This window comes from Limnohabitans sp., from assembly GCF_046052825.1.
Taxonomy (GTDB): Bacteria; Pseudomonadota; Gammaproteobacteria; order Burkholderiales; family Burkholderiaceae_C; genus Limnohabitans.
On the sequence record NZ_JAVLFP010000064.1, the window covers coordinates 90263 to 105890 of the forward strand.

General features: G+C 62.1%; 20 protein-coding genes. 13 read left to right on the forward strand and 7 right to left on the reverse strand.

What is annotated here, in order from left to right:
- Positions 1–3: 3 nt before the first annotated feature.
- The gene (locus tag ACKWJN_RS11245; RefSeq protein ID WP_408596941.1) at positions 4–789 is read right to left on the reverse strand and encodes an enoyl-CoA hydratase/isomerase family protein; all 786 of its coding nucleotides are present in this window, start codon (positions 787–789) and stop codon (positions 4–6) included.
- A gap of 86 nt (positions 790–875) precedes the next feature.
- On the opposite strand from ACKWJN_RS11245, the gene ACKWJN_RS11250 reads away from it, so the two are divergent.
- The 5 genes from ACKWJN_RS11250 to ACKWJN_RS11270 are packed head-to-tail and all read left to right on the forward strand — an operon-like array spanning position 876 to position 5008.
- Positions 876–1994 (forward strand): MlaE family ABC transporter permease, encoded by a 1119-nt coding sequence (locus tag ACKWJN_RS11250; RefSeq protein WP_408596975.1) that lies wholly within the window; start codon positions 876–878, stop codon positions 1992–1994.
- Positions 1991–2806 carry an ABC transporter ATP-binding protein gene (locus ACKWJN_RS11255; RefSeq protein ID WP_408596943.1) on the forward strand — a complete coding sequence of 272 codons (816 nt, stop codon included), beginning with the start codon at positions 1991–1993 and terminating at the stop codon, positions 2804–2806. The genes ACKWJN_RS11250 and ACKWJN_RS11255 overlap by 4 nt, the downstream gene beginning before the upstream one ends.
- 12 nt (positions 2807–2818) lie before the next feature.
- Positions 2819–3796: an MlaD family protein gene (locus ACKWJN_RS11260; protein WP_408596945.1), complete on the forward strand. Its 978-nt coding sequence runs from the start codon at positions 2819–2821 to the stop codon at positions 3794–3796.
- Entirely contained in the window at positions 3793–4437 is a 645-nt protein-coding gene (locus tag ACKWJN_RS11265) for an ABC-type transport auxiliary lipoprotein family protein (protein WP_408596947.1), read from the forward strand. Before ACKWJN_RS11260 ends, ACKWJN_RS11265 begins: the two co-directional genes overlap by 4 nt.
- 16 nt (positions 4438–4453) lie before the next feature.
- On the forward strand, positions 4454–5008 hold the full coding sequence (locus ACKWJN_RS11270; RefSeq protein WP_408596949.1) for a Crp/Fnr family transcriptional regulator: 555 nt from the start codon (positions 4454–4456) through the stop codon (positions 5006–5008).
- A gap of 12 nt (positions 5009–5020) precedes the next feature.
- On the opposite strand, the gene ACKWJN_RS11275 is transcribed toward ACKWJN_RS11270, so the two are convergent.
- Genes ACKWJN_RS11275 through ACKWJN_RS11290 form a run of 4 tightly spaced genes read right to left on the reverse strand, consistent with a single transcriptional unit; the run spans position 5021 to position 7084 of the window.
- The gene (locus tag ACKWJN_RS11275; protein ID WP_408596951.1) at positions 5021–5644 is read right to left on the reverse strand and encodes a MarC family protein; all 624 of its coding nucleotides are present in this window, start codon (positions 5642–5644) and stop codon (positions 5021–5023) included.
- A gap of 7 nt (positions 5645–5651) precedes the next feature.
- Positions 5652–6131 (reverse strand): MaoC family dehydratase, encoded by a 480-nt coding sequence (locus ACKWJN_RS11280; protein ID WP_408596952.1) that lies wholly within the window; start codon positions 6129–6131, stop codon positions 5652–5654.
- A gap of 24 nt (positions 6132–6155) precedes the next feature.
- Complete coding sequence (locus ACKWJN_RS11285) at positions 6156–6902, reverse strand: SDR family oxidoreductase (protein ID WP_408596954.1); 747 nt, start codon at positions 6900–6902, stop codon at positions 6156–6158.
- Between the two features lie 41 nt (positions 6903–6943).
- Complete coding sequence (locus ACKWJN_RS11290) at positions 6944–7084, reverse strand: hypothetical protein (protein ID WP_408596956.1); 141 nt, start codon at positions 7082–7084, stop codon at positions 6944–6946.
- Between ACKWJN_RS11290 and ACKWJN_RS11295 the strand changes: the two genes are divergently transcribed.
- Together ACKWJN_RS11295 and ACKWJN_RS11300 are read left to right on the forward strand one after the other, a co-directional pair.
- On the forward strand, positions 7083–7766 hold the full coding sequence (locus ACKWJN_RS11295) for a dienelactone hydrolase family protein (RefSeq protein ID WP_408596958.1): 684 nt from the start codon (positions 7083–7085) through the stop codon (positions 7764–7766). The two genes, ACKWJN_RS11290 and ACKWJN_RS11295, sit on opposite strands and share 2 nt — an antisense overlap.
- A 67-nt stretch (positions 7767–7833) precedes the next feature.
- Positions 7834–8676: an amidohydrolase family protein gene (locus ACKWJN_RS11300; RefSeq protein WP_408596976.1), complete on the forward strand. Its 843-nt coding sequence runs from the start codon at positions 7834–7836 to the stop codon at positions 8674–8676.
- 33 nt (positions 8677–8709) lie between these two features.
- Here ACKWJN_RS11300 and ACKWJN_RS11305 read toward each other — a convergent pair whose 3' ends face one another.
- A complete protein-coding gene (locus ACKWJN_RS11305) occupies positions 8710–9798 on the reverse strand; it encodes a magnesium transporter CorA family protein (RefSeq protein ID WP_408596959.1) in 1089 nt (362 codons plus the stop codon).
- Positions 9799–9802: 4 nt separating this feature from the next.
- Positions 9803–10804: a porphobilinogen synthase gene (hemB, locus tag ACKWJN_RS11310; protein ID WP_408596961.1), complete on the reverse strand. Its 1002-nt coding sequence runs from the start codon at positions 10802–10804 to the stop codon at positions 9803–9805.
- Positions 10805–11091: 287 nt separating this feature from the next.
- Between hemB and ACKWJN_RS11315 the strand changes: the two genes are divergently transcribed.
- The 6 genes from ACKWJN_RS11315 (at position 11092) to rpsL (ending at position 15415) form a co-directional block, all read left to right on the forward strand.
- Positions 11092–11520 carry a CopD family protein gene (locus ACKWJN_RS11315; protein ID WP_408596978.1) on the forward strand — a complete coding sequence of 143 codons (429 nt, stop codon included), beginning with the start codon at positions 11092–11094 and terminating at the stop codon, positions 11518–11520.
- Positions 11521–11563: 43 nt separating this feature from the next.
- On the forward strand, positions 11564–12637 hold the full coding sequence (locus tag ACKWJN_RS11320) for a VanZ family protein (protein ID WP_408596962.1): 1074 nt from the start codon (positions 11564–11566) through the stop codon (positions 12635–12637).
- A gap of 9 nt (positions 12638–12646) precedes the next feature.
- Positions 12647–13006 (forward strand): (2Fe-2S) ferredoxin domain-containing protein, encoded by a 360-nt coding sequence (locus tag ACKWJN_RS11325; RefSeq protein WP_408596964.1) that lies wholly within the window; start codon positions 12647–12649, stop codon positions 13004–13006.
- Positions 13007–13011: 5 nt separating this feature from the next.
- Entirely contained in the window at positions 13012–13650 is a 639-nt protein-coding gene (locus ACKWJN_RS11330; protein WP_408596965.1) for an alpha/beta hydrolase, read from the forward strand.
- A 32-nt stretch (positions 13651–13682) separates the two neighbouring features.
- Positions 13683–14825 (forward strand): D-alanyl-D-alanine carboxypeptidase family protein, encoded by a 1143-nt coding sequence (locus ACKWJN_RS11335; protein ID WP_408596967.1) that lies wholly within the window; start codon positions 13683–13685, stop codon positions 14823–14825.
- A 212-nt stretch (positions 14826–15037) separates the two neighbouring features.
- The gene (gene rpsL, locus ACKWJN_RS11340) at positions 15038–15415 is read left to right on the forward strand and encodes a 30S ribosomal protein S12 (protein WP_017759704.1); all 378 of its coding nucleotides are present in this window, start codon (positions 15038–15040) and stop codon (positions 15413–15415) included.
- Positions 15416–15628 lie beyond the last annotated feature (213 nt).

The window sequence follows — 15628 nt, forward strand, 5'->3', positions numbered from 1 at the left end:
GGCTTATCTCCCGAGCCAGTTGGGTTTGCGCTTTTCCTGGAATGCCTTCTGCCCTTCCCGCGCGTCTTCGGACATGGCAAACAGTGTGATCTGGCTTTCGGTGAAGGACATGGCCTCTTCGAAGGCCATGGTCTCGATTTTCTTCATGGTGTAGAGCCCGCGACGGATGGCGGCCGGGGATTTGTCGAGCATGCGGTCGAGCAGCCAATGCAATTTGCCGTCCAGATCGTCATCGGCGTAGTTGATCAGGCCGATCTCCTGTGCAACGGCTGCGCTGATGGGCTCGCCCGTGATGCACATTTCAGTGAGCTTGCGGCGTCCGATCAGACCCTGCAGCACGGCCAGCACCTGGGCCGGGAAAACGCCCACCTTGACCTCGGGCAGACCGAACACCGCGTGGCTCGACGCCACGGCCATGTCGCACATGGACAGCAGGCCCATGCCGCCGGCCATGCAGGCGCCATTGACGCGCGCGATCAGCGGCACGTTGCTGGCTTTGGCATGGCGCAGCACCTGGGCCAGGTGCCCATAGGGTTCCGAGACGTCGGAGCCGAAGGTGTTGGCGGTCTGCAGATCGGCGCCCGCGCAAAAGGCCTTGGTCCCGGCGCCGGTGATGACGATGGCGCGCACCTCCCGATTGCCTTGCGCGTTCTCGATGGCCTGAGCAATGCCGGCCAGCACGGCCGGGCTCATGGCATTGCGCCGCTCTTCGCGCTGGATCGTCAGCCAGAGAACGCGGCCAATCTGTTCGACGCGCAGGTCGGGGTTGTCGTTGGGGGCTTGGCTCATGGGGCAGTCTCCGGTCGCTGTTCGATGTGGGCGGGTTATACATTAGGATTGAACAGTTTCCTGTCACACATTCACGCATGAATTCCTTGCCGCCAGATCGCCCGCGCGTGGCCAGCCGCAACCCGGGCACGGGTGACTGTGCTTGCGCGCAGGGCCTGTGGACGGCGGCACAGTTCACATCTTCGCAAGTGTGGGAACAGTTGCAACAGGACTTGCGCGAAGTTCCCGCCGGGCAGGCATGGGACCTGAAGGCGGTGCAGCGGCTCGACCATATCGGAGCGCAGGTGCTGTGGAATCACTGGGGGCGCGCCTGGCCGCAAGCGCTCCACCTCAGCGCCGACCAGCGTGCCGTACTGGAGCGCGTGGCGCGTTTCACTGCCCTGCCGCCGAAGCAGCAGCGTCCCACTGCGTGGCAGTTGTTTCTGCGTCTGGGCGAGTTGGTCATGCACGTGCTGGAGCACTTCACCAGTGTCACCCGGCTGATCGGCCAGCTCGCGATCGACCTGTTCCGGCTGGCCCGGGCGCCGCGGGAAGGACCCTGGCGCGATGTGTCAGGGCATCTGTATCACATCGGTGCCACGGCACTGCCCATCACGGCGCTGGTGGGTTTTCTCATCGGCGTCGTGCTGGCCTATCTGACTGCGCAGCAGCTGCGCCAATTCGGGGCAGACTCCTTCATCGTCGACATCCTGGGCCTGTCCTTGATCCGCGAGCTCGGGCCGGTACTGGCCGCGATTTTGCTGGCCGGGCGCAGTGGCTCGGCGATCACGGCGCAGATCGGCGTCATGCGCGTGACGGAAGAACTCGATGCAATGCGCGTGATGGGCATCCCGCACGGCTATCGGCTGGTGATGCCGCGTGCCATGGCGCTGGCTTTGGCCATGCCGCTGGTCAGCATCTGGACCACGCTGGCCGCATTGGGAGGCGGCATGCTGGCGGCCGATCTGGCGCTCGGCATTTCCCCCACCTTCTTTCTGCACGCCTTGCCCAAGGCCGTGGATGTGGCCAACCTGAGCATTGCCGTGGGCAAGTCGGTGGTGTTCGGCACGCTCATTGCGCTGGTGGGTTGCCACTATGGGCTGCGCATCAAGCCCAATACCGAGAGCCTGGGGCAGGGCACCACTTCGTCGGTGGTGACGTCGATCACCGTGGTGATCCTGGTCGATGCGCTGTTTGCCGTGGTCTTCAAGGACATAGGCATATGAGTGCCAACGGCCTCGACAGTCCGACTCCAGCACCGGTGGTCCGGATCTCCAAACTCTGGACAGTGTTCAACGTGGCGGGGGTCGAGTCCATTGTTCACCGGGATCTCGATCTGGACATCCAGGCTGGCGAGGTGGTTTCGCTGGTGGGGGGCTCTGGCACTGGCAAGACCACCTTGCTGCGCCAGATCCTGGGGCTGGAGACGGCTTCGCGCGGAGTTATTGACGTGCTGGGGCAGCCGGTGGCGCGCCTGGGGGAAAAGGGGGCCGCGAGCCGGGTGGGCATGCTGTTTCAGCATGGTGCCCTGTTCTCGGCCTTCAATGTGCTGGAGAACATCTCATTCCCGTTGCGCGAACTCAAGACCCTGCCAGAGGAGCTGATCCATGACGCTGCGATGGTGAAGTTGCAGATGGTCGGCATGAAGGCCAGCGATGCCTACAAGATGCCGTCCGATCTGTCCGGCGGCATGGTCAAGCGCGTGGCTTTGGCGCGCGCGCTCATCATGGACCCGCCGCTCTTGCTGCTGGATGAACCCACGGCCGGACTGGACCCTGACAGCTCGGACGGTTTCTGCGCCTTGCTGCGCTCGCTGCACCATGAACTCGGTTTGACGGTGGTCATGGTGACCCACGACCTCGATACCCTGTTCGAGCTCAGCACCCGGGTGGCGGTGCTGGCCGATCAACGCGTCATTGTCAGCGGCGAGGCCAAGGACGTGATTGCCTACCCGCACCCCTTCATTCACGATTTTTTCCTCGGAGAACGAGGTCAGCGCGCCATGGAGTTGTTGCGCGAGTACCCGTTTGCCGTGTAGAAAGGCCTCCCAATGGAAAACAAAGCCCATGCCCTCGCCGCTGGTCTGTTCGTGCTGACCGTCACCGCCTTGCTGGTGGCCCTGGCCGCCTGGCTCACCCGTGACGTTGGTGTTCGACGCGTCTACGAAATGACCACCCGCGATTCGGTGGCCGGGCTGCAGCCCCAGGCGTCGGTGCGTTACCGGGGCATTGCCGTGGGCAAGGTGATCGACATCGGATTTGACTCCGTCAACACCGGTCAGGTGCTGGTGCGCATGTCCATCGATGACGCAGCACCAATCACCACCACCACCTTTGCGACCCTGAATTTTCAGGGGGTGACGGGGCTGGCTTTCGTGCAGCTCGACGACAACGGCAAGGCCAGCCCGCCGCTGGTAGCCAATGGGGAGCAGGTGCCGCGCATTCCGCTGCGCCCGAGCCTGCTGAGCAAACTGAGCGACCAGGGAGCAGGCATTCTGGTGCAGGTGGAAGAGGTGACGCGCCGCGTCAACCAGCTGCTGGCGCCTGACAACCAGAAAACCATGATGCAGGCCTTGCAGAACCTGGGGCAGGCTGCCGATGGCGTGAATGCGTTGACCACGCGCATGGACAACACCGTACAGCAAAAGCTCGACCCTGCGCTGGCCAGCGTCCCGGCGGTGGCGCAGGACGCCAGCAAGGCGTTGCAGGCCCTGGCGACCACGTCGAGTGAGTTTGCCAAGGCCGCCAACGACTTGTCCAAGGTCGCCCGACGCCTGACCGATCAGGGCGGAACGCTCGACAAGGTGGCCGAGGGAGCGGACGCGCTCAGTGGCACCGTCGCCGCTCTGCAGGGTGCGACCTTGCCGCGCGTCAACCGAATCAGTGAAGAGGCTTCCCGCACCGCACGTCAGGTCAACCGGACCGTGGGCGCAATCGCCGACAACCCACAAGCCTTGATTTTTGGAGCCGGGCACCCGTTGCCCGGGCCCGGCGAGCCGGGCTTTGCCGCACCAGGGGGAAGCAAATGAGATTCAATCGACCGGTGGGAATGGGAGGGCTGCATCGCCTTGGCGCGTTCGCGGCAGCTCTGACCTTGACCGCCTGTTCCACCTTGCCCGAGCCGCCGGTTCGACCGGCCGTGTATGACTTCGGGCCCGGCATGCTGGTCTTGCCAGCGACCAACCGCATGGCGTTGCTGCCGCCCATCACGCTGGGCGAGGTGGACGCGCCCCTGTCTCTGGACAGCACGGCCGTGTTGTACCGCCTGACCTACGCCGACGCCCAGCAGCTGCGGCCTTATGCCCTGGCGCGCTGGAGCATGCCGCCGGCGCAACTGGTGCGTCAGCGCCTGCGAGAGAGCCTGGGGCAGCGGCGCAGCGTGCTCAATTCAGGTGAAGGGGGCGCAGTGGTGCCTGCGCAATTGCTTCGCGTCGAGCTGGAGGAGTTCAGCCAATTGTTTGAATCGGCGGGCAAGAGCGTGGGGCTGGTCCGATGGCGCGCCTCGCTTTGGGACCAGAAAGGCGGCTCAGAACAGCTGCGCGCGCAGCGCAGCTTCGTGGTGCAGCGTCCTGCGAGCAGTGCCGATGCGGCCGGGGGCGTGCGCGCCTTGACGGCGGCGACCGATGCTGCCGTCGACGAGCTGGCGCAGTGGTTGGCGCAGGTGCAGTGATCGAATCGGTTTTATCATGACCCCTCTGGAGCAGCAACTCGTCGCCAGCGGGCTGGAAGTCCTGGGCAGTTGCGCCAGCATGTCGGCGCGCGGGCCTGAACTGATGCACAACGCAGCGCTGCTGGAGGACTTCAGCGATGCCGAGGCCGATGTGCTGGGCGAGGCCATGTTGCTGGTGCGCGCGCAACCTGGTCAGGTGCTGATTTCAGAAGGGCAAACCGGCGACTGGATGTTGCTGCTGCTCAGCGGCACGGTCGACGTGACCAAACGACCGGTCGGGCGTGACGAACGCGGGCAATTGCATGAGTCGCGCTCACGCCTGGCGGTCATCCGCACGGGTGCTGCCGTAGGCGAGATGTCCATGCTCGACGGTGAGCCACGCTATGCCACCTGCGTGGCCATTGAAACGGTGGAGGCCGGCGTGCTCACACGCCACGCCATTGGGCAGCTGATTCGCGATCATCCCGGGGTGGGTGCCAAGCTGCTGGTCAAGATCACGCAACTGCTGGCCCAGCGCCTGCGCAACACCAGCAACCAGCTGGTCAAGGCCTTGCACGAGCAAGGCGGGTGAAGCGAACTGCGTTCACTTTCCAGCCAGAACTGGGAACAGGGTGTGAAGCCCGTCGGCCATCACCTCGACTGACAAAGCCGCCAGGATCAGCCCCATGAGGCGTGTCATGACGTTGATGCCGGTTTTGCCGAGGATGCGCGCGATGGGTTGCGCCAGAGAAAAGCACAGCGCCGTGGCCAGGCCGATCACCACGCCGTAGCCGACCAGGGTCGCCAGCTGAAGTACGGTCTTGGCCTTGTCGGCGTAAATCACCACCGTGGAGATGGTGGCGGGCCCGGTCAGCAGCGGAATGGTCAGCGGCACCACGGCGATCGAGGCGCGCGCTGCGGCGTCCTGGACTTCGGCGGCGTTGGAGCGGGCCTCGGCTGGCTGGGCATTGAGCATGCTCAGCGCCGAGGTCATCAGCAGCAAGCCGCCACCGACCTGGAAGCTGGCCAGTGAGATGCTGAAGAACTCCAGGATCTTGAGCCCGAGCAGGGCGCTGATCGCAATCACGGCAAAGGCGCTGAAGGAAGAAATGCCGATCGTGCGTCGGCGCAGGCTGGTTGGAAAATCCTGCGTGTAGTGAATGAAAAACGGCACGATGGCCAGAGGGTTGACGATGGCCAGCAGCGTGACCAGGGGCTTGAGTTCCATGGGGCGGTCAATCCGACGTCAACGTTGCAGGGTGGCGCCGGCGGAACATGCCATAGCCCTCCATGTGCAGCACCTTGTCGCCATGCTGGTTGAACATGTCCCAGGCGGTGCGCACCAGGCCCACATCGGGGCGGCTGGCCAGAGGGCGGCTTTCCATGATGCTGTGATGAAGTTTCAGAGTGTCACCCGGGAACACCGGCTTGAGCCACTTGACGGTTTCCAGCCCCGGCGAACCCTGGCTGGCGGCCTGGCTCAGAAAGTTGTCCACCATCAGGCGCATGGCCATGGAACAGGTGTGCCAGCCGCTGGCGCACAAGCCCCCAAAAATCGAGTGACGTGCCGCGTCTTCGTCCAGGTGAAAGGGCTGAGGGTCGAACTTGCCCGCGAAGTCCTTGATGTCCTCGGCCGTCGGCGTGATCTGGCCGAGCTCGCGGATCACGCCCGGTTGCAGGTCTTCCCAGTAGTACTTGATCTGTGGCGATGACATGGAGAGTTCCTGGTCAGGGGCGAGTCAACGGCCGCCCGATACGTCGACGAGTGACATCGTGGTGTAGCTGGCCGCGTCGGACAGCAGCCAGATCACCGCTTGCGCCACTTCCTCGGCCGAGCCGCCACGTTTCATGGGCACCAGGTGTGCGAGGTCGCGCACCCGGTCGGGCAGTCCGCCCGAGGCGTGGATCTCGGTCTCGATCAGCCCCGGCCGTACCGCGTTGACGCGGATGCCTTCCGCCGCAACCTCCTTGGCCAATCCCATGGTGAAGGCATCAATGGCGCCCTTGGCTGATGCGTAGTCAACATACTGGCCGGGCGAGCCCAGGCGCGCTGCCGCGCTGCTGATGTTGACAATGGCGCCTCCCGGACCGCCGTGGCGGGTGCTCATGCGCAGAATGGCTTCGCGGGCGCAGATGAACGTTCCCAGCACATTGATGTCGAACATGCGGCGCAGCCGCTGCACACTCATTTCGTCGACCCGGGCCACGACATCCACCACGCCGGCATTGTTGACCAGCGCATCAAGGCGGCCAAAACGCTGGTCGATGCCCGCGAACATGGCCAGCACCTGATCTTCCTGGGCAACATCGGCCTGGAATGCGACAGCCGTGCCGCCTTGCTGCTCAATGCTGCGAACCACCGCGTCTGCCGCGCTGCGATTGGCAGCGTAGTTGACCACCACCGCGTAGCCCGACCGGGCGCCCAGCACCGCCACCGCCGCTCCAATGCCCCGACTCGCGCCGGTGACCAACAAGACCTTCTGCATCGTCAACTCCTGGCAAACGCGGCCGATTGACCGCCAAGCGATTACATCACCAAGAAGTCGCAGACGCTGTCGCGCCGGTCGAGCGCGCTGCAACGCCAGGACTTCCGGCGTAACATGGCCGGCGCATTGAACCGTGCCGCCATGGAAAGCGGCGCATCACCAATTTCGAGGAGCTGTTTCATGGGTGCATTCATCGACATCAAGTCGGCCGACGGTTTTGTCTTCCCGGCCTGGGAGGCCCGGCCTGCAGGGCCCGTCAAGGGCGCCGTGGTGGTTTTGCAGGAGATCTTTGGCGTCAACGCCCACATCAAGGCGGTGGCTGATGGGTATGCCGAGCAGGGGTACCACGTGCTGGCGCCGGCCACCTTTCATCGCGTGCAGTCCGGTGTCGACCTGCGCTACACCCAGGACGACATGGGCGCCGGCTTTGCGCTCAAGACGGCGGTCGAAGCGCTGCCCGAGCCCGGCGTGCTGCAAGACATTCAGGCCTGCATCGAGCGTCTGGCCGATAGCGGCAAGGTGGGCGTGGTGGGCTATTGCTGGGGCGGGCTGTTGACCTGGCGCAGTGCCTGTCTGCTCAAGGGCGTCAGCGCTGCGGCGCCCTACTATGGCGGCGGCATGACGTCGCCCGCCGAAGCGGCGAGAAGCCCGCATTGCCCGGTCCTGGCGCATTTTGGCGACCAGGACCACTGGATTCCCATGGACACGGTGGACTCCTTCCGCCAGGCCCAGGCCGGTGTCGAGGTGCAGGTCTACAACGCCAACCACGGTTTCAATTGCGATCAGCGTGCCTCCTACAACGAAGCAGCTGCCCAGCTGGCTCGCGAACGCACGCTGGCGTTCTTTGCCAAGCATCTCGGCTGAACTGGCTGGGACCAGGCCCATGTTGGGACTTCGCGCTTTCAGAGCCGGGTGGACAGGGCTCGCCGTGATGGTTTGCCTCTGGGGATCGGTTGCGGCGGCCGATTACTCCGGTCCGCTGTTTGACGCCCATCTGCACTACAACGTCGAGGCCCAGAATGCGCATCCGCTGAGCGATGTCCTGGCGCGCATGCAGCGCAACACAGTGCGTGCGATCGTGGCCAACAGCCGGCCTAACGACGGAACCAAGACGCTTGCCAGCGAACGAGACAAGGTACGGGCGGCCGGTGTCACCGTGGTGCCGTTTGTGCGGCTGTATCGCAACCGCGATGACTACGGCAGCTGGTTTCGTGACGACAGCATCTACGACATGGTGCTGGCTGAATTGGCCCAGGGCACTCCGTCCGGGCCGTACCGCGGCATCGGTGAATTCCATCTCTACGACAGCGCCAATGCCAACGGACCGGTGGCGCGCAAGCTGATGCAATTGGCAACGCAGCGATCGCTGGTGGTGCTGGCCCATGTGGACGATGTGGCCATCGATCTGTTGATGGCGCACACGCCGGAGGCAGGAAAAAAGACCCGGCTCATCTGGGCCCACACCGGCATTGGCGGGGCATCGGTGGCGCGGGTGGATGCGCTGATGGCCCGCTACCCGCTGCTCATGGGCGAGTTGTCCTACCGGCCCGGGCTGACCTGCGAGGAGGGCAAGCTGTGTCCGGCCTGGCGGGAACTGCTGCTCAAGTACCCGGGACGCTTTGTCATTGGCTCGGACACCTGGATCAACCAGCGCTGGCAGTATTACGACGAGACCATGCACGAATATCGGCGTTGGCTGGGGGAATTGCCTCCCGATGTGGCCACGCGCATTGCCTGGGGCAACGCGGCGGCGTTGTTTGGTGTTCAGCCTTAGCGGCTGGGGTCCGGCGCTGCACCGAAGCTGGTTTCAGCGCGAATTGCGGCGCAAATAGCGCTTGCGCCAGAAAATCAAGGCCAGTAGAGCCGCGATGAAGACCATGGCACCCATGGCCCACCAGAAACCGCTTTGCTGATGCACCAGCGGAATGAACTCAAAGTTCATGCCGAAGATGCCGGCGATGAGGTTCAGCGGCAGGAAGATGGCCGTGAGCACGGTGAGCGTTCGCATGATGTCGTTGGTGCGATTCCCCTGGACGTTGAAATGCATCTGGACCGCGGTTTCCACACCCTGCTCCAAGCGACGCACATGGTGCACCACGCGCTCGATGTGCTCCAGCACATCGCGGCTGCGCACTTGCAACAGCTCACGCTCGCGCTGTGCAGCGGGCTCAACGGCTTGCGGCCAAGTCTTGACGGCTTCAATCCAGTCCTGAATGGCGGAATGCTGGTCTTCGCAGATGTCTTCCAGCTGATGCAGCGAGACACGCGCCTCCAGCAATGAAGTCCAGTTGTTGAAGCGCGTCGCAGGGTCGAGCAGTTCGGCTTGCCAATGGTCAAGCTGACGAGTCAGTTCGCGGCGCAATTCGAGGTAGCTGTCCACGATCTGGTTGACCACGCGCAGCATCAGATCGGCAGGACTGGTGGGCGCACGCACGCCTCCTGCAGGGGATTCGGCATGACCGGCAGAGACCAGTTTGGCGGCATAGCTGTCACGTACGGCGCAATCGCTGGGGTGCACGCTCAGTAACACCTGGTCGAAGACGGCAAATCCCACGGGACTGGTGTCAATTCGGCGCAGGATGGGTGGGCCGCTGCGCTTGGCGGCCGGGCCCGGCAACAAGGGCTCGCTGTGGCTGGCGGCAAGACGTCGGAACACCACGATGTCATAGAGCGAGGTGTAGTCATAATGCGAAGGCAATTGCCGGTTCAGCAGGTCGGATACGTGCAGATCCAGCAGGCTGGCGTGGCACAGGTTCTGCAGCGTGGTCTGAATCGGCCCCAGCTGAGCCTCGAACTCTGCCCGGGTGCAGGAAATCCAGATGTAGCCTTTGGCTGGTATCTGCAACGGCAGGGTGTCAGATTCCTCGACACCGCCGTTGATCGCAAACACCCGCATCGGGTCAGCCCTTGAGCTTCTTGGCGGCTTCGATGGCGAAATAGGTCAGAACACCATCGGCCCCGGCACGCTTGAAGGCCAGCAGGCTTTCCATCATGACCAGATCGTGATCCAGCCAACCATTCAGTGAGGCAGCCTTGAGCATGGCGTATTCGCCACTGACCTGATAGGCGAAGGTGGGAACATGAAACTCGTCCTTGACGCGGCGAACCACGTCCAGGTACGGCATCCCAGGCTTGACCATGACCATATCTGCGCCCTCGGCAATGTCCATTGCGACTTCGCGCAAGGCCTCGTCGGTGTTGCCCGGATCCATCTGGTAGACCTTCTTGTTGCTCTTGCCCAAGTTGGACGCAGATCCCACCGCATCGCGGAATGGTCCGTAAAAGGCGCTGGCGTACTTGGCGCTGTAGGCCATGATGCGGGTGTGAATGTGACCCTGGTCTTCCAGTGCCTTCCGGATGGCACCAATGCGCCCGTCCATCATGTCACTCGGTGCCACGATATCCACGCCAGCCGCTGCCTGGGTCAGTGCCTGCTGCACCAAAACTTCGACTGTGCTGTCGTTGATGATGTAACCACTGTCATCGAGCAAACCATCCTGTCCATGCGAGGTGAACGGGTCCAGTGCCACGTCGGTCATGACACCCAAATCAGGAAAATGACTTTTCAAGGCAGCGACGACGCGCGGAACCAAACCTTCGGGGTTGCAAGCTTCGCGGCCGTCGGGCGTTTTCAGGCTTGGATCGATGACCGGAAAAAGGGCCATCACCGGAATCCCCAGTGACACGCATTGCTCGGCCACCGGCAATAGCAAATCGAGACTCAGGCGCTCGACGCCCGGCATGGACGCAATGCCTTCGCGCCGTTTCTGCCCATCGAGCACAAAGACCGGATAAATGAGATCGTGGGCCGTGACCTGATTTTCACGGACCAGGTTTCGAGTGAATTCGTCTCGGCGCAGTCGGCGGGGCCGACCCAGGGGGTAGGGTGCGTGCAAAGTCATGTTGAAATTGTGCCCGATGAAAAGGGGTGGTGGACGCTGGATTTTTGAGGTTATCCACAGATCAAGGCAAATCGGAAGGAAACTGACAAAAATATGAAGCTCGTCACTTCAAAAAGTCGTTTCAACGCTTGAAACCCTTCTTGCAGTTTGCTAGATTCTGCTTGGGCGCTATCGCGCTCCCCGCTTTTCCTCCCTGAGCGGGTGCCTTAATGTGTGACAGCAAAAAGGCTTCCAGGCCCGGTCAAGTAACCGGGCCTTTTTTTTGGTGCTGCGGCTACACTCTGTCGATGCTCTGGGTCAAAGCCTTTCACATTGTTTTCGTGGCCAGTTGGTTTGCCGGCCTGTTCTATTTGCCACGAATTTTCGTCAATCTCGCCATGGTCGCGCCTGATTCGGTCTCGGAGCGGGCCCGCCTGATGCTCATGGCAGGCAAACTGTTGCGCTTCATGCACATCCTGGTGCTGCCGGCCCTGGGTCTGGGCCTGTGGCTCTGGCTGGGTTACGGCATTGGTCTGGGCGAAGGCAACGGCTGGATGCATGCCAAGCTGCTGGCGGTGCTGCTGGCCGTGGTGTTTCACGTGGCTTGCGTGTTTCAGCTGAAGTCCTTTGCCAATCACAGCAATCACCGAAGCCATGTCTGGTTCCGCTGGTTCAACGAGATTCCGACACTGATCATGGTGGCTGCAGTCTTGCTGGTTGTGTTGAAGCCCTTCTAGAGACCTTCCGCAGGTGCACAAGAGTTCTGCTTGGCCGCTTGCGTTGATTTATACCGGACTGGTGCTCTACGCCAGTCTTTACCCCTTTTCTGACTGGCGCGACCAGGGCATTGCCCCCTGGTCCTTCATGGCCGCGCCGCTGCCGCGCTACTGGACCTGGTTTGACGTCTGGTCCAATTTGGCGGGGTACGCCCCGCTGGGCTTTTTGATTGCCCTGGGCGCATTGCGCAATGGGCGGGGCGCACGGTCGGGCAGTGCTGCTGCCATGGCTGTTGGGCTATCCGCATTTTTATCTTTCAGCATGGAATGCTTGCAGACCTACTTGCCGGTACGAGTTCCATCCAACGTCGATTTTGCGTTGAACAGCTTTGGCGCGCTGACCGGAGCGGGGGTGGCCGTTGCTCTGGAGCGCTGGGGCATGCTGGTTCGCTGGAGCCGGTTTCGGGCACGCTGGTTCATCCGCGAGGCGCGCGGCGCGTTGGTGCTGATCGCCCTGTGGCCTTTTGCTTTGTTGTTTCCGGCTGCGGTGCCCCTGGGGCTGGGCCAAGTATTCGAGCGGGTGGAAGCTGCTGTTTCGGAGGCTCTGTCGAACACACCGTTCCTCGAATGGCTTCCCATGCGGGAAATGGACTTTCAACCGCTCGTGCCGGCTGCAGAGCTGGCATGTGTTTCATTGGGGCTGCTGGTGCCATGCCTGCTCGGCTTCTGCATCATCCGTGAACACTGGCAGCGCGGGGTCTATGCCTTGCTGACCGTGGTCACTGGAGTTCTGGCCAGCGCATTGTCTGCGGCTCTGAGCTACGGTCCGGCTCATGCCTGGGCTTGGATGACTCAGCCGGTCCAGTTCGGCTTGCTGGGAGCATTGATGGTCTTGCCGCTGCTCATGTTCCTTCCGCGGCGCGTTTGTGCGGCGTTGTTGTTGCTGGCTTTGGCGATTCACCTCAGCATTCTGAACCAGGCCCCTGCCAGTGCCTATTTCAGCCAAACCTTGCAAAACTGGGAACAGGGTCAATTCATCCGGTTTCATGGTCTGGCCCAATGGCTGGGTTGGGTCTGGCCGTTTGCGGCCGTTTTGTACGTCGTCGTTCTGCTGTCTGGGCATTCGAGGGAAAACTAGAATCTCTACATGACTTCAGACAACACGTTGATCGCCCCGGGCCCTTCGTACTACGAGCGCCACATCTTCTTTTGTACCAACCAGCGTGCGTCTGGAGAGGACAGTTGCGCCCAGCATCATGCACAGGCTGGGTTTGATCACTGCAAGGCCTTGGTCAAGGCTGCTGGCTTGAACGGGCCCGGCAAGGTTCGGGTCAACAAGGCCGGTTGCCTGGACCGATGTGCGGCTGGCCCAGTGGCGGTGGTCTATCCAGAGGCGGTTTGGTACACGTACGTCGACCTGCACGACATTGATGAAATCGTTGAATCCCATCTCAAGAATGGAAAACCTGTTCTTCGGCTCATGACGCCGCCGAACGTCGGGCGCTGAACACCGTGAACTCAGCAACCCAGCGCTTGCTTTTGTCGGGACCGGCGGGGCAGATCGAGGTGGTCTGCGACCATCCCCCTTTGGCCACAGAAGAGGCGCCGAAGGGCACGGTCTTCATTTCGCACCCTCACCCGCTGTTTGGCGGGACCATGGACAACAAGGTGGTACAGACCCTGGCACGCGCCTACCTGACCTGCGGTTGGAAAGCGGTGCGATTCAATTTCCGGGGGGTGGGTCAGAGTCAGGGTGTGCATGACAACGGGACCGGCGAGTGTCAGGATCTTCTGGCACTGGTCCGCGAGCTGGCGCCCCAGGGACCGCTCGCGCTCGCAGGCTTTTCCTTTGGTGCATTCGTGACGACGCATGCCGTCGCGACGCTGCAAACGGAGCGGGAGTTGGCCAATGTGGTGCTCGTGGGGACAGCTGCGTCTCGTTTTGATGTGGCGGCCGTTCCTGATGCCCTGCATGACAAGACCCTGGTGATTCATGGCGAGCACGATGACACCGTCGCCTTGGCTGCCGTGCTGGACTGGGCCCGGCCCCAACTGCTGCCGGTGGTGGTCGTGCCTGGGGGCGGTCATTTCTTTCACGGACAATTGCCCTTGCTCAAGCGCCTCGTCGTCAGACACCTGCATGCAGGTTGAGCGCTTCCCTTTCCCCTTTTTGAGTTCTTTTGATGAAACGTTTGATCGTTGTGCTTCTTTGCTTCCCGTTCTTGCTCTGGGCCCAGCCTGTGCAACCGCCGGAAATCGCCGCCCGTGCCTATCTGCTTTTGGACGTCACGGCGCACCAAGTGCTGGCTGAAAAAGACGTGGATTCGGCGGTGGAGCCCGCCTCCCTCACGAAGCTGATGACGGCCTACCTGGTCTTTGACGCGCTGCGCAGCAAGAAGATCAACCTCAAGCAAACTTTCCCCGTCAGCGAGCGGGCCTGGAAGATGCCGGGATCACGCATGTTCATCGACCCCAAGATGCAGGTGCCCGTGGAGGATTTGATCAAAGGGATGATCGTCCAGTCGGGCAACGATGCCACGGTGGCCCTGGCCGAGGGTGTCGGTGGAACCGTGGAGCGGTTTGTGCAACTCATGAACGAGCAGGCCAAACTGCTGGGCATGAAATCCACCGGCTACAAGAATCCCGAAGGACTGACCGAGTCGGGACATACCACCACGGCCCGCGATTTGAGCATCCTGGCGACTCGGCTGATGCAGGATTTCCCCGACTACATTGGCTACTACGCCATCAAGAAATACCGTTACGAAGGCACACCGGCAGCCAATGACAGCAACCGAAACCTGTTGCTGTTTCGCGACCCCTCCGTCGATGGGCTCAAGACCGGGCATACCGACGCCGCCGGCTACTGCCTGATCGCCACAGCCAAGCGCGATGTTCCCAATGTGGGAAATCGCCGGCTGTTGTCCATCGTGCTGGGCGCTGCCAGCGAAAACGCACGTGCCAATGAGTCTCAAAAGCTGCTCAACTGGGGCTACACGGCGTTTGACGCCGTCAAGTTGTTCGACGCCAACCAACCGGTGGTCAGTCCCAGTGTCTGGAAAGGCAAGAGCGCGATACTGAAAATTGGCCGACCAGACGCCATTGTCGTGGCCGTCCCATCGGGCGGCGCGGCCAAGATCAAGACCCAGATCGTCCGGGCAGATCCCTTGGTGGCTCCGTTTGCCAAAGGGCAGGACGTGGCCGTTCTCAAAGTGACGCTGGCCGATCAGCCGCTGGCCAACCTGAATCTGGTGGCGCTGGAGGCGGTAGAGCAGGCGGGTGTATTGGGCCGTGCCTGGGACGCCGTTCGGCTTTGGATTCGGTGAAGCAGTGCATTGACGAGTGGCAAATCGCCCGGTCACGATGAGGCTTTGTCAGGCCGAAGTGACTGATTCGATCAAAGTCTTTAAAAGTTAGCAGGCACTGACAAATTCATGGCGGGGATTGCGCGTCCCGTTGCCGCGGGATATACTGGAGGGCTTTTCGACTCTCCGGTCGAGGAGTTTTTGTTCTTCAAACGTTTAGGGACGTTTTTTAAATGCCAACCATCAATCAACTAGTGCGTCAGGGGCGCGAGGTCGAAAAGACCAAATCCAAAAGCCCCGCGATGCAAAACTCTCCGCAGCGTCGCGGCGTGTGCACCCGGGTGTACACCACGACGCCGAAAAAGCCGAACTCGGCCCTGCGTAAAGTCGCCAAGGTGCGCCTGACCAATGGTTTCGAGGTCATTTCCTACATCGGTGGTGAAGGCCACAACCTGCAGGAACACTCCGTGGTGCTGGTGCGCGGCGGTCGTGTGAAGGATCTGCCGGGTGTGCGTTACCACATTGTGCGTGGCTCGCTTGACTTGCAAGGCGTGAAAGACCGCAAGCAGTCGCGTTCCAAGTACGGCGCCAAGCGTCCCAAGAAGGCCTGATGCGGCCTGCGGGCTGGGGCATCGGGCTCCAAGCTTGCGAAAGATCGGTGTTCTGTCAGCCCTGGCAGGTTGTCTTGAACGTAGTGGCCCCACCCACAAATGGTTGTGGCGGGTCGAGTAAGTGAGAGCCAAGAATGGTTCTCGCGGTGCCTGTGAAGGTGCCAACTGAAGCAAATTGAGGTGAAAAATGCCACGTCGTCGCGAAGTCCCTAA

Coding starts and splice junctions, on each gene's coding strand:
- ACKWJN_RS11245 (WP_408596941.1), bottom strand. CDS start 789: ATGAGCCAAGCCCCCAACGACAACCCCGACCTGCGCGTCGAACAGATT.
- ACKWJN_RS11255 (WP_408596943.1), top strand. CDS start 1,991: ATGAGTGCCAACGGCCTCGACAGTCCGACTCCAGCACCGGTGGTCCGG.
- ACKWJN_RS11260 (WP_408596945.1), top strand. CDS start 2,819: ATGGAAAACAAAGCCCATGCCCTCGCCGCTGGTCTGTTCGTGCTGACC.
- ACKWJN_RS11265 (WP_408596947.1), top strand. CDS start 3,793: ATGAGATTCAATCGACCGGTGGGAATGGGAGGGCTGCATCGCCTTGGC.
- ACKWJN_RS11270 (WP_408596949.1), top strand. CDS start 4,454: ATGACCCCTCTGGAGCAGCAACTCGTCGCCAGCGGGCTGGAAGTCCTG.
- ACKWJN_RS11275 (WP_408596951.1), bottom strand. CDS start 5,644: ATGGAACTCAAGCCCCTGGTCACGCTGCTGGCCATCGTCAACCCTCTG.
- ACKWJN_RS11280 (WP_408596952.1), bottom strand. CDS start 6,131: ATGTCATCGCCACAGATCAAGTACTACTGGGAAGACCTGCAACCGGGC.
- ACKWJN_RS11285 (WP_408596954.1), bottom strand. CDS start 6,902: ATGCAGAAGGTCTTGTTGGTCACCGGCGCGAGTCGGGGCATTGGAGCG.
- ACKWJN_RS11295 (WP_408596958.1), top strand. CDS start 7,083: ATGGGTGCATTCATCGACATCAAGTCGGCCGACGGTTTTGTCTTCCCG.
- ACKWJN_RS11290 (WP_408596956.1), bottom strand. CDS start 7,084: ATGAAACAGCTCCTCGAAATTGGTGATGCGCCGCTTTCCATGGCGGCA.
- ACKWJN_RS11300 (WP_408596976.1), top strand. CDS start 7,834: ATGGTTTGCCTCTGGGGATCGGTTGCGGCGGCCGATTACTCCGGTCCG.
- ACKWJN_RS11305 (WP_408596959.1), bottom strand. CDS start 9,798: ATGCGGGTGTTTGCGATCAACGGCGGTGTCGAGGAATCTGACACCCTG.
- hemB (WP_408596961.1), bottom strand. CDS start 10,804: ATGACTTTGCACGCACCCTACCCCCTGGGTCGGCCCCGCCGACTGCGC.
- ACKWJN_RS11315 (WP_408596978.1), top strand. CDS start 11,092: ATGCTCTGGGTCAAAGCCTTTCACATTGTTTTCGTGGCCAGTTGGTTT.
- ACKWJN_RS11325 (WP_408596964.1), top strand. CDS start 12,647: ATGACTTCAGACAACACGTTGATCGCCCCGGGCCCTTCGTACTACGAG.
- ACKWJN_RS11335 (WP_408596967.1), top strand. CDS start 13,683: ATGAAACGTTTGATCGTTGTGCTTCTTTGCTTCCCGTTCTTGCTCTGG.
- rpsL (WP_017759704.1), top strand. CDS start 15,038: ATGCCAACCATCAATCAACTAGTGCGTCAGGGGCGCGAGGTCGAAAAG.